General features: G+C 73.0%; 14 protein-coding genes. 9 read left to right on the top strand and 5 right to left on the bottom strand.

Going from position 1 to position 15,650, the window contains the following annotated elements; translation table 11 throughout:
- The first annotated feature begins 32 nt into the window (after positions 1–32).
- Genes AB0M99_RS29450 through AB0M99_RS29440 form a run of 3 tightly spaced genes read left to right on the top strand, consistent with a single transcriptional unit; the run spans position 33 to position 5,689 of the window.
- Entirely contained in the window at positions 33–1,205 is a 1,173-nt protein-coding gene (locus AB0M99_RS29450; RefSeq protein ID WP_365925713.1) for a MoxR family ATPase, read from the top strand.
- Positions 1,202–4,918 (top strand): pentapeptide repeat-containing protein, encoded by a 3,717-nt coding sequence (locus AB0M99_RS29445; protein ID WP_365925711.1) that lies wholly within the window; start codon positions 1,202–1,204, stop codon positions 4,916–4,918. Before AB0M99_RS29450 ends, AB0M99_RS29445 begins: the two co-directional genes overlap by 4 nt.
- Before the next feature lie 33 nt (positions 4,919–4,951).
- Positions 4,952–5,689: a tyrosine-protein phosphatase gene (locus AB0M99_RS29440; RefSeq protein ID WP_365925709.1), complete on the top strand. Its 738-nt coding sequence runs from the start codon at positions 4,952–4,954 to the stop codon at positions 5,687–5,689.
- Positions 5,690–5,710: 21 nt separating this feature from the next.
- Here the strand turns inward: AB0M99_RS29440 and AB0M99_RS29435 are convergent, their stop codons facing one another.
- Positions 5,711–6,496: a serine/threonine protein kinase gene (locus AB0M99_RS29435; RefSeq protein ID WP_365925708.1), complete on the bottom strand. Its 786-nt coding sequence runs from the start codon at positions 6,494–6,496 to the stop codon at positions 5,711–5,713.
- Between the two features lie 13 nt (positions 6,497–6,509).
- Positions 6,510–7,718, bottom strand: coding sequence for a DUF4185 domain-containing protein (locus tag AB0M99_RS29430; protein WP_365925706.1), 1,209 nt, complete (start codon positions 7,716–7,718; stop codon positions 6,510–6,512).
- Positions 7,719–7,929: 211 nt separating this feature from the next.
- On the opposite strand from AB0M99_RS29430, the gene AB0M99_RS29425 reads away from it, so the two are divergent.
- On the top strand, positions 7,930–9,111 hold the full coding sequence (locus AB0M99_RS29425; protein WP_365925704.1) for a Shedu anti-phage system protein SduA domain-containing protein: 1,182 nt from the start codon (positions 7,930–7,932) through the stop codon (positions 9,109–9,111).
- Positions 9,112–9,253: 142 nt separating this feature from the next.
- On the opposite strand, the gene AB0M99_RS29420 is transcribed toward AB0M99_RS29425, so the two are convergent.
- The gene (locus AB0M99_RS29420) at positions 9,254–9,538 is read right to left on the bottom strand and encodes a hypothetical protein (protein ID WP_365925702.1); all 285 of its coding nucleotides are present in this window, start codon (positions 9,536–9,538) and stop codon (positions 9,254–9,256) included.
- A gap of 220 nt (positions 9,539–9,758) precedes the next feature.
- Here AB0M99_RS29420 and AB0M99_RS29415 point away from each other — a divergent pair, with 220 nt between their 5' ends.
- Genes AB0M99_RS29415 through AB0M99_RS29400 form a run of 4 tightly spaced genes read left to right on the top strand, consistent with a single transcriptional unit; the run spans position 9,759 to position 12,309 of the window.
- A complete protein-coding gene (locus AB0M99_RS29415) occupies positions 9,759–9,986 on the top strand; it encodes a hypothetical protein (RefSeq protein WP_365925700.1) in 228 nt (75 codons plus the stop codon).
- A gap of 40 nt (positions 9,987–10,026) precedes the next feature.
- Positions 10,027–11,037 carry a hypothetical protein gene (locus tag AB0M99_RS29410; protein ID WP_365925698.1) on the top strand — a complete coding sequence of 337 codons (1,011 nt, stop codon included), beginning with the start codon at positions 10,027–10,029 and terminating at the stop codon, positions 11,035–11,037.
- Between the two features lie 55 nt (positions 11,038–11,092).
- Complete coding sequence (locus AB0M99_RS29405; protein WP_365925696.1) at positions 11,093–11,350, top strand: hypothetical protein; 258 nt, start codon at positions 11,093–11,095, stop codon at positions 11,348–11,350.
- Between the two features lie 38 nt (positions 11,351–11,388).
- On the top strand, positions 11,389–12,309 hold the full coding sequence (locus tag AB0M99_RS29400) for a S8 family serine peptidase (protein ID WP_365925694.1): 921 nt from the start codon (positions 11,389–11,391) through the stop codon (positions 12,307–12,309).
- On the opposite strand, the gene AB0M99_RS29395 is transcribed toward AB0M99_RS29400, so the two are convergent.
- Entirely contained in the window at positions 12,297–13,220 is a 924-nt protein-coding gene (locus AB0M99_RS29395) for a hypothetical protein (protein ID WP_365925692.1), read from the bottom strand. The two genes, AB0M99_RS29400 and AB0M99_RS29395, sit on opposite strands and share 13 nt — an antisense overlap.
- The gene (locus AB0M99_RS29390) at positions 13,217–14,323 is read right to left on the bottom strand and encodes a macro domain-containing protein (protein WP_365925690.1); all 1,107 of its coding nucleotides are present in this window, start codon (positions 14,321–14,323) and stop codon (positions 13,217–13,219) included. Before AB0M99_RS29390 ends, AB0M99_RS29395 begins: the two co-directional genes overlap by 4 nt.
- A gap of 618 nt (positions 14,324–14,941) precedes the next feature.
- On the opposite strand from AB0M99_RS29390, the gene AB0M99_RS29385 reads away from it, so the two are divergent.
- Positions 14,942–15,565, top strand: coding sequence for a hypothetical protein (locus AB0M99_RS29385; RefSeq protein WP_365925688.1), 624 nt, complete (start codon positions 14,942–14,944; stop codon positions 15,563–15,565).
- Positions 15,566–15,650 lie beyond the last annotated feature (85 nt).

The following is a 15,650-nucleotide window of genomic DNA, read 5'->3' as shown; positions in this document are numbered from 1 at the left end:
GACCGCTACACCCGACGATGGAGGAAGAGGCAGTGGCGAAGGACTGGTGGCTGTACCACGGGACCGGCGAGGCCGCCGAGCGCCGCACCAGGCTGGAGGCCGGACCGCCGCCGCCCTGGCGGGACTTCACCGGCGTCCCCGACCCGGGCTACGCGCCGCCCGGGTGCGAGGGGCCGGCCTGGGAGCGCACCCGGCGGCGCGGGGAGGGATACGTACCGGACGACCCGGAGAAGGACGTCGTCAACACCGCCCTGCACCTGCGCAGGCCGCTGCTCATCACCGGCAAACCGGGCGTCGGCAAGTCCACGCTCGCGTACAGCATCGCCGCCGACCTCGGCCTCGGCCCGGTCCTGCACTGGCCCATCACCAGCCGGACCGTCCTGCGCGACGGCCTGTACCTGTACGACGCCATCGGGCGGCTCCAGGAGGCGGGGCTGGAGCAGCTGCGCACGCCGGGGGCGGCCGCCGGCGGTGCGCCGGCGGCCGGCCCCGCCGTCAGCGCCGTGACCGCCGTCGCCGCGGCCGTCGATCCGGCGGCCGTCGGTCCGGCTGCTGTCGGTCCGGCTGCCGTCGGTCCGGCTGCCGTCCCGGACCGGGTCCCGGCCGGGGGCGGCCCCTCGATCTCCCGCTACCTGCGCCTGGGCCCGCTCGGCACCGCCCTGCTGGCGCAGGACCGGCCGCGCGTCCTCCTCGTCGACGAGATCGACAAGAGCGACATCGACCTGCCCGGGGACCTCCTCACCGTCTTCGAGGACGGCGGATTCGTGATCCCCGAACTGGCCCGCCTTGCCAAGGAGGACCCCACCGTCGCCATCGGCACCGACGACGACCCCGACGCCGCAGTCCGGATCACCCAAGGGCGCGTCCAGTGCGGGTACTTCCCCGTCATCGTCCTCACCAGCAACGGCGAACGCGACTTCCCGCCCGCCTTCCTGCGCCGCTGCGTCCGCCTGCACCTGGACCCGCCGGGACCGGACAAGCTGGCCCGGATCGTGCGCGGCCGGCTCGGCGTGGACATCGAGGGCAACGAGGAGTACCAGGAGCTCGTCCAGAGCTTCCTCGAACGCGCGGACGACGGCGACCTGGCCACCGACCAGCTCCTCAACGCCATCCAACTCCGCCTGGCCGGCGCCTGGTCGGCCCCTGGGGACCGGGAACGCTTTCTCGCCACCGTCATGCACCACCTCACCGGACCCTCCGCGTGATCGAGAAGTTGCTCGCGGCGTTCGCCGAGGACGCCCGGGAGGGGGGCCGCCGGCCCGGCATCGGCGCGGAGGAGATCGCCGACATCCTGTGGCTGGCGGCCAGGGTGGATCCCCTTGCCGCCGGGCCCGAGCCGCCGACGGCCGACGACCCCTCCCTCGACCGGCAACAGGGTCGGGATTCCGGTGACTTGCCCGTGGGCGTCGCCGAGGGCGACCCGCTCGTCCAGCTCTTCCCGGGACCCGGAGTCGACCCTGCCGGCAACGGCACGGCCGACACCGCCGACACCGCGGCCGGGACGGCAGGGGCGCGCCGGGGTTCGCCCCTGCGCCTGCCCCGCGCCGCCTCCCTCGACGACCCCCTCGGCCTGATGCGCTCGCTTCGCCCCGTCGGCCGACGCTCCATCGGCGGCCCGGGGGAGGAGCTGGACGAGCAGCTCACCGTGGAACGCAGCATCGAGCGGATGGTGCCCACCCCGGTCCTGCGCCCGGCCGAGAGCCGCTGGCTGGACCTGGCCCTGGTCGTCGACACCCACCACTCGATGCTGCTCTGGGCCGACCTGGTCGATGAGCTGCGCGGGGTCTTCACCCGCAGCGGCGTCTTCCGCGACGTGCGCACCTGGCAGCTCACGGGCACCGCCCCCGGCGGTACCCCGATGGTCGCCCGCGGCCGCGGCGGCCCGCCCCGCAACCCCCTGGAGCTGTCCGACCCGGCGGGGCGCCGGCTGATCCTCGTGCTCTCCGACACCGTGGCGGGCGGCTGGCGCCAGGCGCCGCTGCAGGGCGTGCTCCGGCACTGGTGCGCGCACAACGCCGTGGCCGTGCTGAACGTGCTGCCCGAGCGGCTCTGGACGCGCGGCGCGGTCCGGCCCGTGCCGTTCGCCGTACGGGCGGACCGGCCCGCCGCCGCCACCCGCTCCTGGCAGCGGGTCCCGGTGGCCCGCCGCGCACGCCGGCGCGGGCCCGTGGTGCCGGTGGTGGGGATCGCCTCGGGGAGCCTGGCCCGGCTGGTACGGGTGGTCTCCGGGGACGGGCGGTGGCGGCGGCTGGCCTGCCTGCGGCTGGACGCGCAACCGGCGCAGGCGTCGGCGTACGGGAACCCGCCGGGCGACCCGGATCCGGCACAGGACCGCGCAAGCCCCCTGGAGCTGGTGGAACGCTTCCGGGAGGGCGCCTCCCCGACGGCGCAGCAACTCGCCGCGCACCTGGCCGCGGTACCGCTGACCCTGCCGGTGATGACCCTCGTACGCCGCTCCCTGCTGCGGGAGTCGGAGCACGGGCACCTCGCGGAGGTCGCCCTCGGCGGGCTGTTCGCCCCGTGGGGCGCCGAGCAGGCGGTGGAGGACGCCGAGTTCGAGTTCCTACCGGGCGTACGGGAGGCCCTGCTCGGCTCCCAGCTGCGCGGGGACGTGGCCGCCGTACGGGAGTTGGTCAGGCGCCGGGTGTGGGAGTTCATGTCCCGCAACCGGGACACCGTCCGGGACTTCCGCGGGATCCGGGTCACCGACGGCGTCGGGGGCAGGCGGGAAGTGCCCGCCGGGACCCAGCCGTTCGCGGTGGCGGGCGGCCCGGCCGATACGGACCCGGCTCCCCGGGACCGCGTGGTGCGGGTCCGCTTCGAGCCGGCGCCCGAGCCGCAGGAGGTCGGGGTGCTGCTCTCGCCCCGCATGGTCCTGACGGTCGGCGACGCCCGGCTGGGCAGGGGCGCCGTCGCATGGGTCCGCTCGGGCGACCGGGAGACCGCATGCCGCGCCGTGTGGTGGGACGAGGCGACACCCCGGGTGTTCCTGCTGCTGGCCTCGGAGGACCTGGCGGACCCGGGGACCTGGTCGGAGCCGGTGTGGGCGGCGGAGCCGGAGGCGACGCAAGAGCCGGACCGGCTCGTGCGGCTGCGCGTCGACGGATGGACGGACCACGGGGATCCCGTCACCCTGTTCGGCGTGGCGGTCCCGCACGCGGGCGAGCGCAACGGCGAGCTCATCCGCCTCTCGGCCGAACCGGACACCTGGACCCACTACGCGGGCGCGCCGGTCTCCCTGGGCGGGGAACTCGTCGGCATCGTGCACAGCGTCCTGCCCGACCGCATGGTCTACCTCACCGGGCGGGCGCTGCTGGAACGGGAGGACTTCCGCGCGGCCGTGGCCCGCGAACGGGCGGGCGGCGACGAGGGCACCGGGCCGGGAGACCCGGGCACGGGGGTGTGCCTGGTCCTGCGCCCCGAGGTCGCGATGGGGCCGATCGGAGGCCGGGCGGCGACGCACATTGGCGATGCGCTGATGAGGGTGATGGGTGAGACCGCGGTGTCCGGCCAACTGGTCACCCTGGACCAAGGGATCCTGATGGTCTCGGTGGACGGACCGCGCGCACTCGGCAAGGCGGGCCGGGTGCTGTCCGAACTGCCCGCGGCAGTGGGGCGCTTGCGGGGCGGCTTCGCCGAATGGGAGCTCGTCCTGGGCGTGTCCGTCGCCACGGGTGACGTCCGGGTCGACGCGGAGGGGGCGATGGGGCAGGCGGCGGCGGACGCGCGCCGTATGGTCGGGCACCCGCATTTCACGGACCGACTGCAGGCGTCGACCGAGCCGGGGGGCCGGGCGGGCGCCGTGCACCTCGTGCTGTGCGAGCCCCTGCGCGGGCTGGGGAACCTCAGCCCGAACCTGATGCGCCGGCTGGCACCGGACGGGGGCGGGCCGGCCGGGTGGCTGTGGCTCGGCAGCCCCGCCGAGGTGGCGCGGGTCATGGTGGATTCCGACGCGGTTGACGGCGCGACGACGATCGGTGAGGTCCCCGGCTGGCGCCACTGCGGTGCGGGGGCCTCGGCGACCGACCCGACGGGGTGCATCGGGATCCGGGCACCGGGACGTGAAAAGTGCCTCGCCCACCTGACGCCGGAGGAACAGGAGGCGTACTTCGGGGCGCTCGGGCCGGGTGCGCCGGTGGACCTGCGGGGCACCACCTTGGCGGACGGGCTGCTCGGGCGCCTGTTGGAGGCCCTGCTCGACCCGGTGGCCGGCGGCGCCCGACTGGGTACGGCGCAGTTCGACCGGGCCCGTTTCACCGACGACTGGATCACGGTGAAGGCCGTCTTCAGTGACCGAGCCTCGTTCGACCGGGCCGAGTTCGGGGGTCGTGCGGTCTTCGTCGCGACCACGTTCGAGGGTCCGGCCACCTTCAACTCGGCAGTGTTCCACGGCGAATGCGTCTTCGACCGCAGTCGTTTCACGCGCGCTGCCGGATTCCGCCGCGCGGCGTTCCACGGTCCGGCCGACCTGCGCGGCACCTTCTTCGAGGGCGATGTCTCCTTCACGTACGCCCGCTGGGAACGTCCGCTGACATCGACGGCCGCCGGGTTCCGGGGGCATGTGAACTTCGACTTCGCCGTCTTCGCCGACCGGATGGGGTGGCGCGATGCGAGCTTCGACGGGCGGGTCGGCTTCACCCGCGCGGTGTTCAACGGTGAAGTGCACTTCGACCATGCTCAGTTCATGCGCAGGGTGACCTTCGAGCACGCCGCGTTCGCCGGCCCCGTCACCTTCGCGGACACCGACTTCGGAGGCGAGGCGAGCTTCCGCGAGGCCCGGTTCGCAGGCTCCGCCGAGTTCGCCGACGCCACGTTCCTGCGGATCCCCGAACTTCCCGGGGCCTGGGACCCCTTCGAGTCGCGCACCGGCACCAGCAGCCTGCGCCTGAGGCCCGAACCGGCATTGCCCGAGGCGTGAGATACGGTGACGGCCGATACCCGGGGAGGGCACATGTCGGCCGGTCAGCGCCACGTCGAGTTCGAGTACCTGCACAACTTCCGGGACCTGGGCGGCTACCGGGCCGTCGACGGCCGGACCGTGGCGTGGGGGACGCTGTACCGGGCCGACTCGCTGGGCAAGCTGCGCGGCGCCGACTGGGAGCGCTTCCTCGCGCTGGGCATCCGTACCGTCATCGACCTGCGCTACCCCTGGGAGATCGAGGCCAAGGGCCGGGTCCCGGAGGCGGAGCGGTTCACGTACGCCAACCACAGCATCGAGCACCGGCCGTACGACCAGGCCGCCATCGACCCGGACGTCGACCCCTGGCGCTACCTCGCCGACCGGTTCGCCGAGGTCGTCGAGGACGGCGTGGTGGAGATCCGCGAGACCATCGAACTGATCGCCTCCGACGCGGGCCCCACCGTGTTCCACTGCACCTCCGGCAAGGACCGCACCGGGCTGATCGCCGCCTTCGTCCTGACGCTGCTCGGCGTACCCGAGGAGCAGATCCTCGCCGACTTCGCGCTGACCGAGCTCGCGACCGCCCGGCTTCGGGCCGACTGGGAGGCGGCCAACCCCGACCGCACGCTGGGGTGGCCCGCCTACGGCCGCGCGCCGCAGACCGTACTCTCCCTCGTCCTCGCGGACCTCACCGCACGCTACGGGTCCCCGGCGCGGTACCTCACCGAGCGCGTGGGCATTACCCCCGGGACGACGGCACGGCTCAGGGCCCGGCTGCTGCTCGCGTAGCCCGCCCGGCGGCCGGGCAGGTCACGACCGGGCCCCGGACAGGACCGGCGCGCCCCCGCGGGGGCGGGGCGGCAGCAGGGCCAGGTGCTCCTCGCCGACCAGGCCGAAGCGGAGCGCGAGGGCGACGAGAGCCTCCCGTTTGCCGTTGCGGCGGCTGCCGCGCCCCGGGTCGGCCGGCTCGGCGAGCCGGAGTTTGTCGCCGGCGAGGTAGTCGATGTGCGAGCTGACCGCGCGGGCCGTGAGCTGCCCGAACTCCGGGTGACTGCGCAGGCGTTCGACGACCTGGGGCGTCGTCGGGAGGGCGATGGCCGATTCGTCGCGCAGCCGCGGCTCGCACAGCGCGACGAGCACCAGGAAGTAGGCGGCGGTCTCGTCGAGGGAGTAGGCCGTGAGGGTGCGGGTGCCCCACGGGCCGTCCACGCCGGGGCGGTCGAGGTAGAGGTGTCCGGGCGCGAACACCTGGAAGGCCACCGCGCGGCCGCGCCCGGGCAGCACGACCCGGGCGAACTCGAAGGGGATCGGTGCCGCCGCCCGGCGCGGCGGCACCCGAAGGTACTCCCCGGCCCCCTCCGGGTTCTCCACCAGATAGCTCTGGGTCGGGCTGTGGTTGGTGAGCTGCCAGTGGTCCTGGGTCACCCGGATCTCCCCGGCGAGCCGGGAGACCGCCGGGTCGTGGAGCAGCAGCTCGACCGGGACCGCGGCCGAGCCCCGGCCGAACCGGGCGACTTCCCCCGGCCCGAGCCGCATGGTCACCCCGTCACCGCCGGTCCCGGTGTCCGCCGGGAGGTGGATCACGATCCCGCTCACGCCGCCGCCTCCCTTACGGCCTGATGCCGTCGTACTGCAGGACCCGGTAGGCAGACTTGCCCGCCACGTCCCACTGCGAGGCGATCAGGGTCAGGGACGTCGGGCTCGCGCTGCCGGGGTGGATGTACCCGCCGTAGAGGAAGGGGAGCTGCGGCCGGCCCCAGTGGTGCGGCGGCCGGGCGTCGCCGACGATCTGCGGGGTGGGCGCGCTCCACGCGGCGTCCGGCCGGGCGGCGGTGCGCGTGCAGATCGAGTAGTCGTCGACGTCGAAGTAGCTCATGCAGTACCTGTTGCCGATGCGCTTGACGGAGAACTCCCCGATGTTGTGCCCGGAGAGGATGACCGACGGGCCGACGGCGGTGGTCCACTGCCAACGCCCGTCGAGGAAAGCCCAGTTCTGCTGCGCGCCGAAGTTCCCGGCGCGGAAGTCGTCGGGCCAGATCCGGAACAGCTGGATTGCGCCGCCGTCGCCCCAGTTGCGGTGGCTGCCGTTCCAGCGCTTGGAGAAGATGTACAGCCAGCCGTCGGGGTCGATGCCGGCGAACGACCACATGCCGTACATCGACTGGTTGGCGCCCTGTACGTCGCCGGGCCAGTGGTACGCGTAGTCGTGCCACGTGATGCCGAAGTCGTCGGAGTATGCGACGCCCGACATGAGGGAGCCGTCGTACCCGTGGGGCGGTTCCCAGGTGGTCACGGACGTGTACTGGATGTAGGTGCGACCGCCGAACTCGATGCAGTCGTTGGGGATGCGGCTGGTCTCGTAGCCGTACCCGTTGTCCTGGTTGTGCTGGTAGTCGAAGAGCTGCCTGGCGTCGCCGCCGGTGGGCATGGCCCAGGTGAAGGAGATCGGGGTCCGGCCGGAGGCGTCGAAGCGGTCCTGGTTCAGCATCACGGGACACCCGAGGGTGGGCCCGCCCAGCGCGGGCTCCGGCCAGGCGTCACCGAAGACGTAGCCCCAGGTGTTGTCGTGTTCCCGGTAGTACGGGATGGCCAGGTCCCCGGAGCCCAGCCCCTGCCTGCTCGCCGAGTCACCGGGCTGCTCGCACAGCGGTGTGCCGGTCTGGAGCAGCCGGGCCGCCGGGGCCCGCCCGCCGTCGGCGGCGGCGGCCGTGCCGGGAGCGGCGCCGAGCAGCCCGGCTCCCAGGGCGAAGCCCATGCCGGCCTTGAGCGCTCCCCGCCGGGTGGTTCCGTGGGGTTCCGGCTGCGGTGGGATGGACATGGATTGATCCTCCGTGTGTATCGGGGCCGGAACCCGGCGCAGGGTTGAAGCGTGGCCCCCACACGGACTGTTTGTAGAGTAGGTTTCTAGACAATAATTCTAGTTACTCGGAGTGGAGGCATCGGTCGGCCCACCCGCTGTCAGTGGCGGCAGCGATGATCACCGCAGGAGGTGATCCGGTGAACTACCGATCGAGTGCACCCTGCTCCGGTTGCTGGAGGAGGCGCTGGAGCTGACCACGTCCCCCGAAGTCGGCCGGTCCATAGATCGAGCGGCCGCGTACATCAGCGGCCCGCGGCGGCACGGGAAGTACGGCAAGGGCGCCGAGCTGGTACGCCACCTGGAGGCCGGCGCGCAGGCGGCCGTCCTCGCCCAGGACTGGGACATGGCCCAGCGGCTCCAGCGGTGCGCGGCCTGCGCATCGGGCCAACTGCCGCTCGAAGTGCTGGAGGTGCAGTACGACGCGAGGGCCAAGCGCAGGGGCGACGCCTACGTGCGACGCATGGCGGAAATGGGCAGTCGGCAGGCGGTCCTCGCGATCGACCAGATGCTCAGGGAGAACCCGCAGGCCACCACTGCCGACGTGCGCGACTTCTTCCAAGGAGTGGCCCGGGCATCCCAGTACGTGGAGATCGGCGGGACGGACGGCGGCGTGGACCTCTCGCCGAAGGACGCGGACCGGCTGATGTTCCTGGGCCGGATGGAGCTCGCGGTACGACGGCTGCCCCGGGACGCCACCCCCGAGGCGGCCGCCTTCCTGGACGACCTGATCGGCGCGCCCGACGCGAGCGTCCTGGTTCAGCTGGTCGCGATGAAGGCCCGCAGGGAGAGCCTCGCCGCGCTGCGCGCCGCGGTGGACGACCCGGACAGCTCGGAGGCGGATCTGCACGCCTGCCTCAAGAACCAGGAGTGGATCTTCGGCGGCGCCTACGCGGGCGAGCTGGTGCGCAGACAGTACGCCGCCGGCACCATCCTCGACATCCCCCTGCTGCGCGGCGACGGCTCCCTGCACGTGGTCGAGCTGAAACGGGCCGTCATCCCCCGCCTCGTCGTACGGCGCAGCGGCCACGTCATGCTGGGCACGCACGTGCACAGGGCCGTCTCGCAGGCCCAGAACTACCTTCGCTCGCTCGACGAGAACCGCGAGGCGATCCGTACGGCCCACGGCATCGACTGCCGCCGTGCCTCCGCGACCGTCGTCATCGGCCATTCGCGCTACCTCGGTGGAACGTTCACCGCCCCCGAGGTCGCCGAGGTGCTGCGCACCTACAACACCCACCTGTCGCGCATCGAAGTGATCACATACGAGATGCTGTTGGAATCCGCGGAGCGGGTGCTCGCACTCACCGCCGCTCCACCCGAGGACCCGGCCACCCCGGAGGAGGCACCGTGAGCGGCCAGTCGATCCGCAAGACCCTCGGCGATCTGTGCGGCGTGACGATCGATGCGAAGACGTACGTGGGGTTCTTCATCAACGAGCACGGCGAATACCTGGTGCTCACCCAGAAGCCCGGTGTGAAGACCGCGACGCGCGGTTATCGGCCGAAGACCGGGGCGACGCAGACGTCGTACTGGTCGTTGCAGATGGTGATGCACGGAAGGTACACGTCGTAGTTCTCGATGAGGGGCTCGCACTCCTGGAAGCAGCGGTTCAGGGAGTCGTTGCACCGGATCAGGATTTCGCGCTCCTCGTCGGTGAACATGGGCACGATCCGCTCGTCGGCGGTGCGGGCGCGGGGGTCCGGGGGCGGTCGACCCGGTGCGTAACGGCCGCGGTGCCCTCGGACGGAGGCCTCGGCGTGGAATCCGGGGATGGCCATGGTGGTGCTCCCGTCAGTGCGGTCCGGACGGTGCGGGCGGTGCGGGCGGCGCCGGGCCGGCCACCCCCGGTCGGCCGGCTCCCCGAGTGGGCAGCCCTCACGTCCAGGCTACGCGCCGAGGTGCACACCGGGCCGGGCGGGAGCAGTCTGGAAACAGCGCGAGTGCGTGGACCCTCGTGCCCGAGCCCGTGACCGTCGCCGCCCGAAGGGGTGAGAAGTGATGACCGAGGGCGAGAAGCGGGACGACGGACCCCGTGGTGGCGAGCAGCGCCCGCGCCGGGTCCGCATGCCGGGGTTCGTCACGGACGAGGACATCGGCCTCGGGGACGCCGTCAAGCGTGTGACGAGCACGATGGGGATCAGCAGGCCCTGCGGCGGCTGTGATCGGCGGGCGGCCGCGCTCAACCGTTGGGTGGTGTTGTCGACGGGGCGTGGCCACCAGGGGTGACCGGGCCCCGGAGCGTGAGGAGTCACCCATGGACCTACCCATGGACCAATCGATGGAGCAGGAGCAGGAGCAGGAGCAGGAGCAGGAGCAGGAGCGGGAGCGGGAGCAGGAGCAGCGCGAGCAGCAGGAACGCCCCGGGCCGGTGGACGAGCGGCTGCCGGGAGAGGTCGAACGGGGCGCATGGCCCGACCGGCTCGAACCTGCCGCCCCGACCGGCCCCGCGCCGGGCTGCGGCTGCGGAGTCCAGCCGGGTGGTCCCGCGGACGGCGGTGGCGGGTCCGCCAACAACTACGTGTACGTCCTCGGCCAGATCGACTTCCGGATCCCGAGCCTCGCGGTCGAGAAGGAGATCGCCCAGGCGGTGGCCCGGTTCGAGAGTACGGACATGACGGACCGCCAAGTCGTCCGGGCGGTGATCGCACAGCCGGAGAACCGCTATCTCGCACGTCAGTTGTGCTACGTACTGAGTGTCCAGGGGCTGGAGACCTACATCCTCCGGCCGCGGGACCCGGTGGAGTTCGACCGGCTGATCGAGGCCGTCCGCCCGGAGCCCAAGGCCACGGACATGGACGTGGTCATCGGACGCCGGGGGACCCTCGCCCCGCCCGCCCTCTGCAACGGCCTGACCATCCCGGTCGTGAGCTACGAGCAGGTCTACTCCTTCGGCGCCGAGGAACTGGTGGCGGCGATCGACAAGCCCAAGAGGATGAGCGACAAGCAGTTCGAGGCCGCCTCCAACGAACTGCTGCGCAGGATCATGCAGTTGGGGGACAACGCGGGTGACACCGACGAGCACCGCGCCATCAACTACCTCGCGGTCCGCTATCCGCGCATCTACGAGAAGACCGTGGAGGCCTTCGCCGCGGACTCCGCGCTGACGGGAGTCAGCTTCCGCAACTCCCGGCTGAGCGGCGCCCGCAGGATCATCGACGTCGTGTTCTCCTTCACGGGCCGCCAGACGGACATGACCGAGAAGTTCTTCGTCCGGGTGGACGTGACCGAACCGTTCCCGTTCCTGGCGACCAAGCTCTCCCCCTACTACGACCGTTGACCCGCGCCGGTCCGGCGCGGAACGAAGGAGCGAAGGAACGAAGGAGGTGTGTGAGATGGGTGTTCCGGGTTTCACCGCCGAATCGGCGGTCTACCGGACGAGCGGGCACTACCGGGTGCGGCGCAGTGGCGGCGCGACCGGCCGCCGGCAGTCCATCACGCCGCAGGACGATTCCCACGGGTACTGCAGCATGGTCGAATGCCCGGCCATTTGCTCCAGGTACTGCAATGCCAACCCGTACGGCTTCGCGTGCAAGAAGTGCCTGAAGGACTGCCGGGCGGGCTGCATCCCCGATTCCGACGGCTACCGCTGACGACGCCCCGCGGCTGACGACACGACGAGGACGGCACCATGGCGGCACCGCTGGAGCAGGTCGGGCTCGCGCCCCTGATGGCGCGCACCGCCGGCCGGCCGGAGGTCGTCGTCGGGCTGATCGACGGCTTCGTCGCCCTCGACCACCCGGAACTCGCCGGCAGGCGCCTGTGGCTCCTGCCCGGAGGCGTCCGGGGCGGGTGCAGCCGTACGGCCGGCGACGCGTCCTGCCGCCACGGCACCTTCGTCGCCGGACTCCTCGGCGCCGGCCGGGCGTCCGTGCCGCCCGGCATCTGCCCGGACTGCACGTTCCTGGTACGCCCGCTGTTCACGGCCGACCACCCCGCCGCCCGCCTCGCGCCGGCCGCGCGCCCCGAGGACCTGGCGGCCGCCATCGTGGAGACCGTCGACGCGGGCGCCCGGGTGCTGAACCTGAGCGTCGCGCCGGAGCGGCCTTCGAGTACGGGACACCGGGAGCTGGAGTGGGCCCTCGACCACGCGGCGAACCGCGGCGTGATCACGGTCGTGGCCGCCGGGAACCAGGGCGCGGTCGGGACCTCCGTCATCACCCGGCACCCGTGGACCGTCCCGGTGGTCGCGTACGACGGGCGGGGGCTGCCGATGGAGCTGTCCAACCTGGGGGGATCGATCGGCCTACGAGGAATCGGCGCGCCGGGCGAACGCATCGCGGGCCTCGGCGTCGGCGGCCGCCCGCTGGTGCTCACGGGTACGAGCGCGGCCGCCCCGTTCGTGGCGGGCGCCGTCGCCCTCCTGCTGTCCGAGTTCCCCGCGGCCTCACCGGCCGAGGTGCGCTCGGCCGTCCTGCGCACCGGCTCAGTGAAGCGCCGGACGGTGGTTCCGCCCCTGCTGGACGCCTGGGGCGCGTACACCACGCTCGTCCGGAGCGGCCGGACCGCCCGTCAAGCCGTGCGCCCGGAGGTGGGGCGTCACTCCCAATAGCCGCTCCCCGGCGCGGCCGCGGGCGCGGTCCCGCCGCCGGGCCCAGGAACAGGCCCAGGTCCGGGCTCGGGCTCGGGCCCGGTGCGGGGCCTCGGTGCGGGCTCGGGCGGGTCCTGTGTCAGGCCCAGGCCGCGCCTGCGCAGCAGGACCAGGTCGGCCGCGCTCAGCCCGATCACCGTCACGAGGCCGGCGATGGCCAGCGGGTCGCCGAGGTTGTCCGGGGTGGCGATGACACCGCCGACGAACCGGTCGGTCACGACCGCCGCCACCGCCACGAACGGGGCCGCCAGCGCGGGGAGCGCGGGATGCGCGTTGGCCGCGTTGAAGACCGTACCGGCGACGCGCCACCACTCGGCCGCGCCCCAGGGATCGGAGCCCGCCTCCAGCAGGAGGTTGACGTCGTGGACCGCCCGGTAGGGCATGCCCGCGGCCTCGAACTGGAAGGCGGGGTAGCGTGCGGCGCCCGCGAGGTCCGTCAGCCGGATCAGCCGTTCGTCGTCGGGCTCCCCGCCGAGGTCCATCAGCCGGTCCGCGTCCAGGGACGGCTCGCGCAGCAGCCGGTCGCGTACGGGGCCGAGGACCGGGCCGACCATGGGGTTGCGGTCGACGACGAGCAGACACAGGTCGGACCAGCCGAACCCCGGAGGGCCGGGCGGCTCCTGGGGGCCGTCCCAGAAGCGCCCGCCTTCGCCGTACCGGCCGCGCAGCTGCGCGGCCTCGTCCTCCGGCAGGCTCAACAGTACGGTTTTCACGACGTGCCGGGCGAGCTCGTCGGCGGCCCGCGTCCCGGGGTCGAGGGCGCGCAGCGCGGCCAGTTCGGCGCCCAGCAGGGCGGTGGCCGCCTGATCGAGCAGCGGAGCCAGGCGCTGCCAGGCGGCGGCGAAAACGGACAGGGCCACGAACGGGTTCACAGGGACCCTCCGGGCAGGCGCAGGCGGTCTCCGGTGAGCGCTTCGGCGATGCTGTGGGCCACGCTGATCCGGCGCGTCACCAGGTGCACGGCGACGTCCCGCCGCGGGTGCGCGCAGAGCGCCGCGCCGAGCGCGCTCGCGGCGGCCGCGGGAGGCAGCCCGCCCCGGCCGGCTCCGATCAGCGGGAAGCACACGGAGCGCAGCGGGCGGACGCCCGACGCGGACCGCCCGGCCTCCCCTTCCTCCCCGGATCCGGCGGACTCCTCGGCCATCAGGTCGAGGACGCGCCTCGCGGCGGTGGCGATGTCCTGGGCCTGTACGCCGTAGTCGTTGGTGCCGGCGCGCGGTACGGCGACGGCCGCGTGGTAAATGCGCCGGATGCCGCGCGCGATCAGGGCTCCGGAGCCGGTGGCGGCGACGGTTCCGGGGTGCACCGGCCGGCGGATCGCCCCGTACCGCTCGCGCCAGGCCCGGAGTTCGTCGTACAGCGGGTCCTCCACGACGTCACCCGCGGCGTCCCGGCGGGCGGCCGCGCGGCGCAGGGCGGCCGCCACGGATCCCTTGTGCATGGGCGGCAGTTCCAGATGGACGTTGGACGGGGAGACGACGACGTCCACACCGGTCAGCTCCGCGACGGACCGGATGTGCAGCGTGACGTCCAGCGGCCGGCCCTGGTCGCGGCAGTGCAGGACGTGCTGCCGCAGCCGGGGCGGGAGCGCCGCTTCCGGCTCGCGGACGGCCGGCCCCGCCGGCTCCTTCGACGCGGCCAGCCGGCAGATCTGCTGGGCAACCTGCTTGAGCACCTCGATCTCCTGCTTCTTGCGGAAACGCTCGTTGCTGAGGCGGTACACCTCGGCGGCCCGCCGCCGCCGTTCGTACGGGGGCGCGTCGCGCAGGTCCGGGGTGAGGCCCAGGGTGAGCGTCGCGGCCGCGTACAGGTCCCCGTCGAGCCCGGACACGGCACGCAGCAGCAGTTGCTCGACCGCGAGCGGCACCGGACCGGGCGCGAGGCCGGGCTGGGCGACGGTTACGGAGGTCAACAGCGGGAACTGCGCCTCGTCGAGCCCGACTACTCCGACCCGCCGTACCGCACGTAACTCCACTGTGATTGACGGGACGTCATATTCTTGGATCTCCTGTGCCATGGCCCAAGAATCGGGCCGCGTGATCACGCCCGCAAGCGTTCTGACGCCCGTGGCCATGCGCACACACTAAGCCCGCCGGTCAGGTGCCCCCAGGGTCCCGCCCGGTCGCTTCCCGGTCGGATTCCGGTCGCTCCCACGGCGCTTGGTGCGCCTGCTCCCGACGGCGCCCCGGCCCCGGCGGCCCCGCCGGGCAGACATCCCGAGTCCGCATTCAGTAGCATCGCCGTGAACGCGGGTGTGCGGGTGGACGGCCCGTCTCCCGGCGGCGGTGCAGTCGTGACCCCGAGACCCGCATGCGTCCGCAGCCCGGCTCCTGGGGTCCCGGCCCTCGTTGCAATCCCGGGCCGGGGTCCTGGCATCCCGATCTCACGGCCAGCATGTGGCACCGGATCCTGGACGCCCAGGAGTTCCGCTTCGCCACCGAGCGCCTCATCGCCATCGCGATGGCACCCGTAGTGCCGCAGTCCGTCCCGGGCGGTCGGGACGGACGCCCCATGCGTGCGGGACGGGTGAAGGGCGAGGGTGGGGCAACAGCGCGGATACGCCGCGCTCCATCAGACGGTGAGGCATCAACGCATGTCCGGATTACGCACCTCCGCTCTGGCCGGGACAGTTGCCGCGGCGGCCCTGTTGACCCTGGTGGCGCCTTCGGGGGCCGCCGTCGCCGCGACCGGCCGCAGCAGCAGCGGTGAGAAGCACTGCACGGTACGGCCGAACCAGCGGGAGGCCGCATGCTTCGACACCTTCCCGCAGGCGATAGCGCACGCGACGAACGGTGCCGTACGCCTCCCGGCCGGAGCGAGGACGGTGACGCAGCAGCAGCTCGACGCGGGGATGGCCGCCACCGGCTTCCGGGTGAACGGGGCGAACGGGGCGAACGGGGCGAACGGGGCGACGGTCATCGCCGTCATCTACAACGACTCGAACTTCGGGGGACACTCGTTCACCTTCGTCAAGGACCACGGCTGCGACGGTGACTGGGGGACCGTCGAGTTCGAGGAGGGCAACCTCCGGTACTTCAACGACAACACCGGCTTCAACTGGGGCGACGAGATCGGCTCGGCCCAGGAGTACGCGGGCTGCCACGGCATCTACTACGAGCACAGCTGGTTCAACACGCGAAAGTCCGGCCGCACCGTCGAAGGCGTGTGGAGCGGAGGCTGGATGGACGACGAGGCGTCCTCCATCCGCTGGGTCTGATTCCCGGGCGGCGGGCTGCCGGATCAGGCGGCCCGCCGCAGTGGGTGGCCGCAGTGGGTGGCCGCGTTCCACACCCCCTGCGCGT

Origin of the sequence: Streptomyces sp. NPDC051183 (genome assembly GCF_040682455.1) — a bacterium.
In the GTDB taxonomy this organism is placed as follows: Bacteria; Actinomycetota; Actinomycetes; order Streptomycetales; family Streptomycetaceae; genus Streptomyces.
Note: the sequence above shows the minus strand (reverse complement) of the source record. Positions and strands in the feature narration are given on the sequence as shown.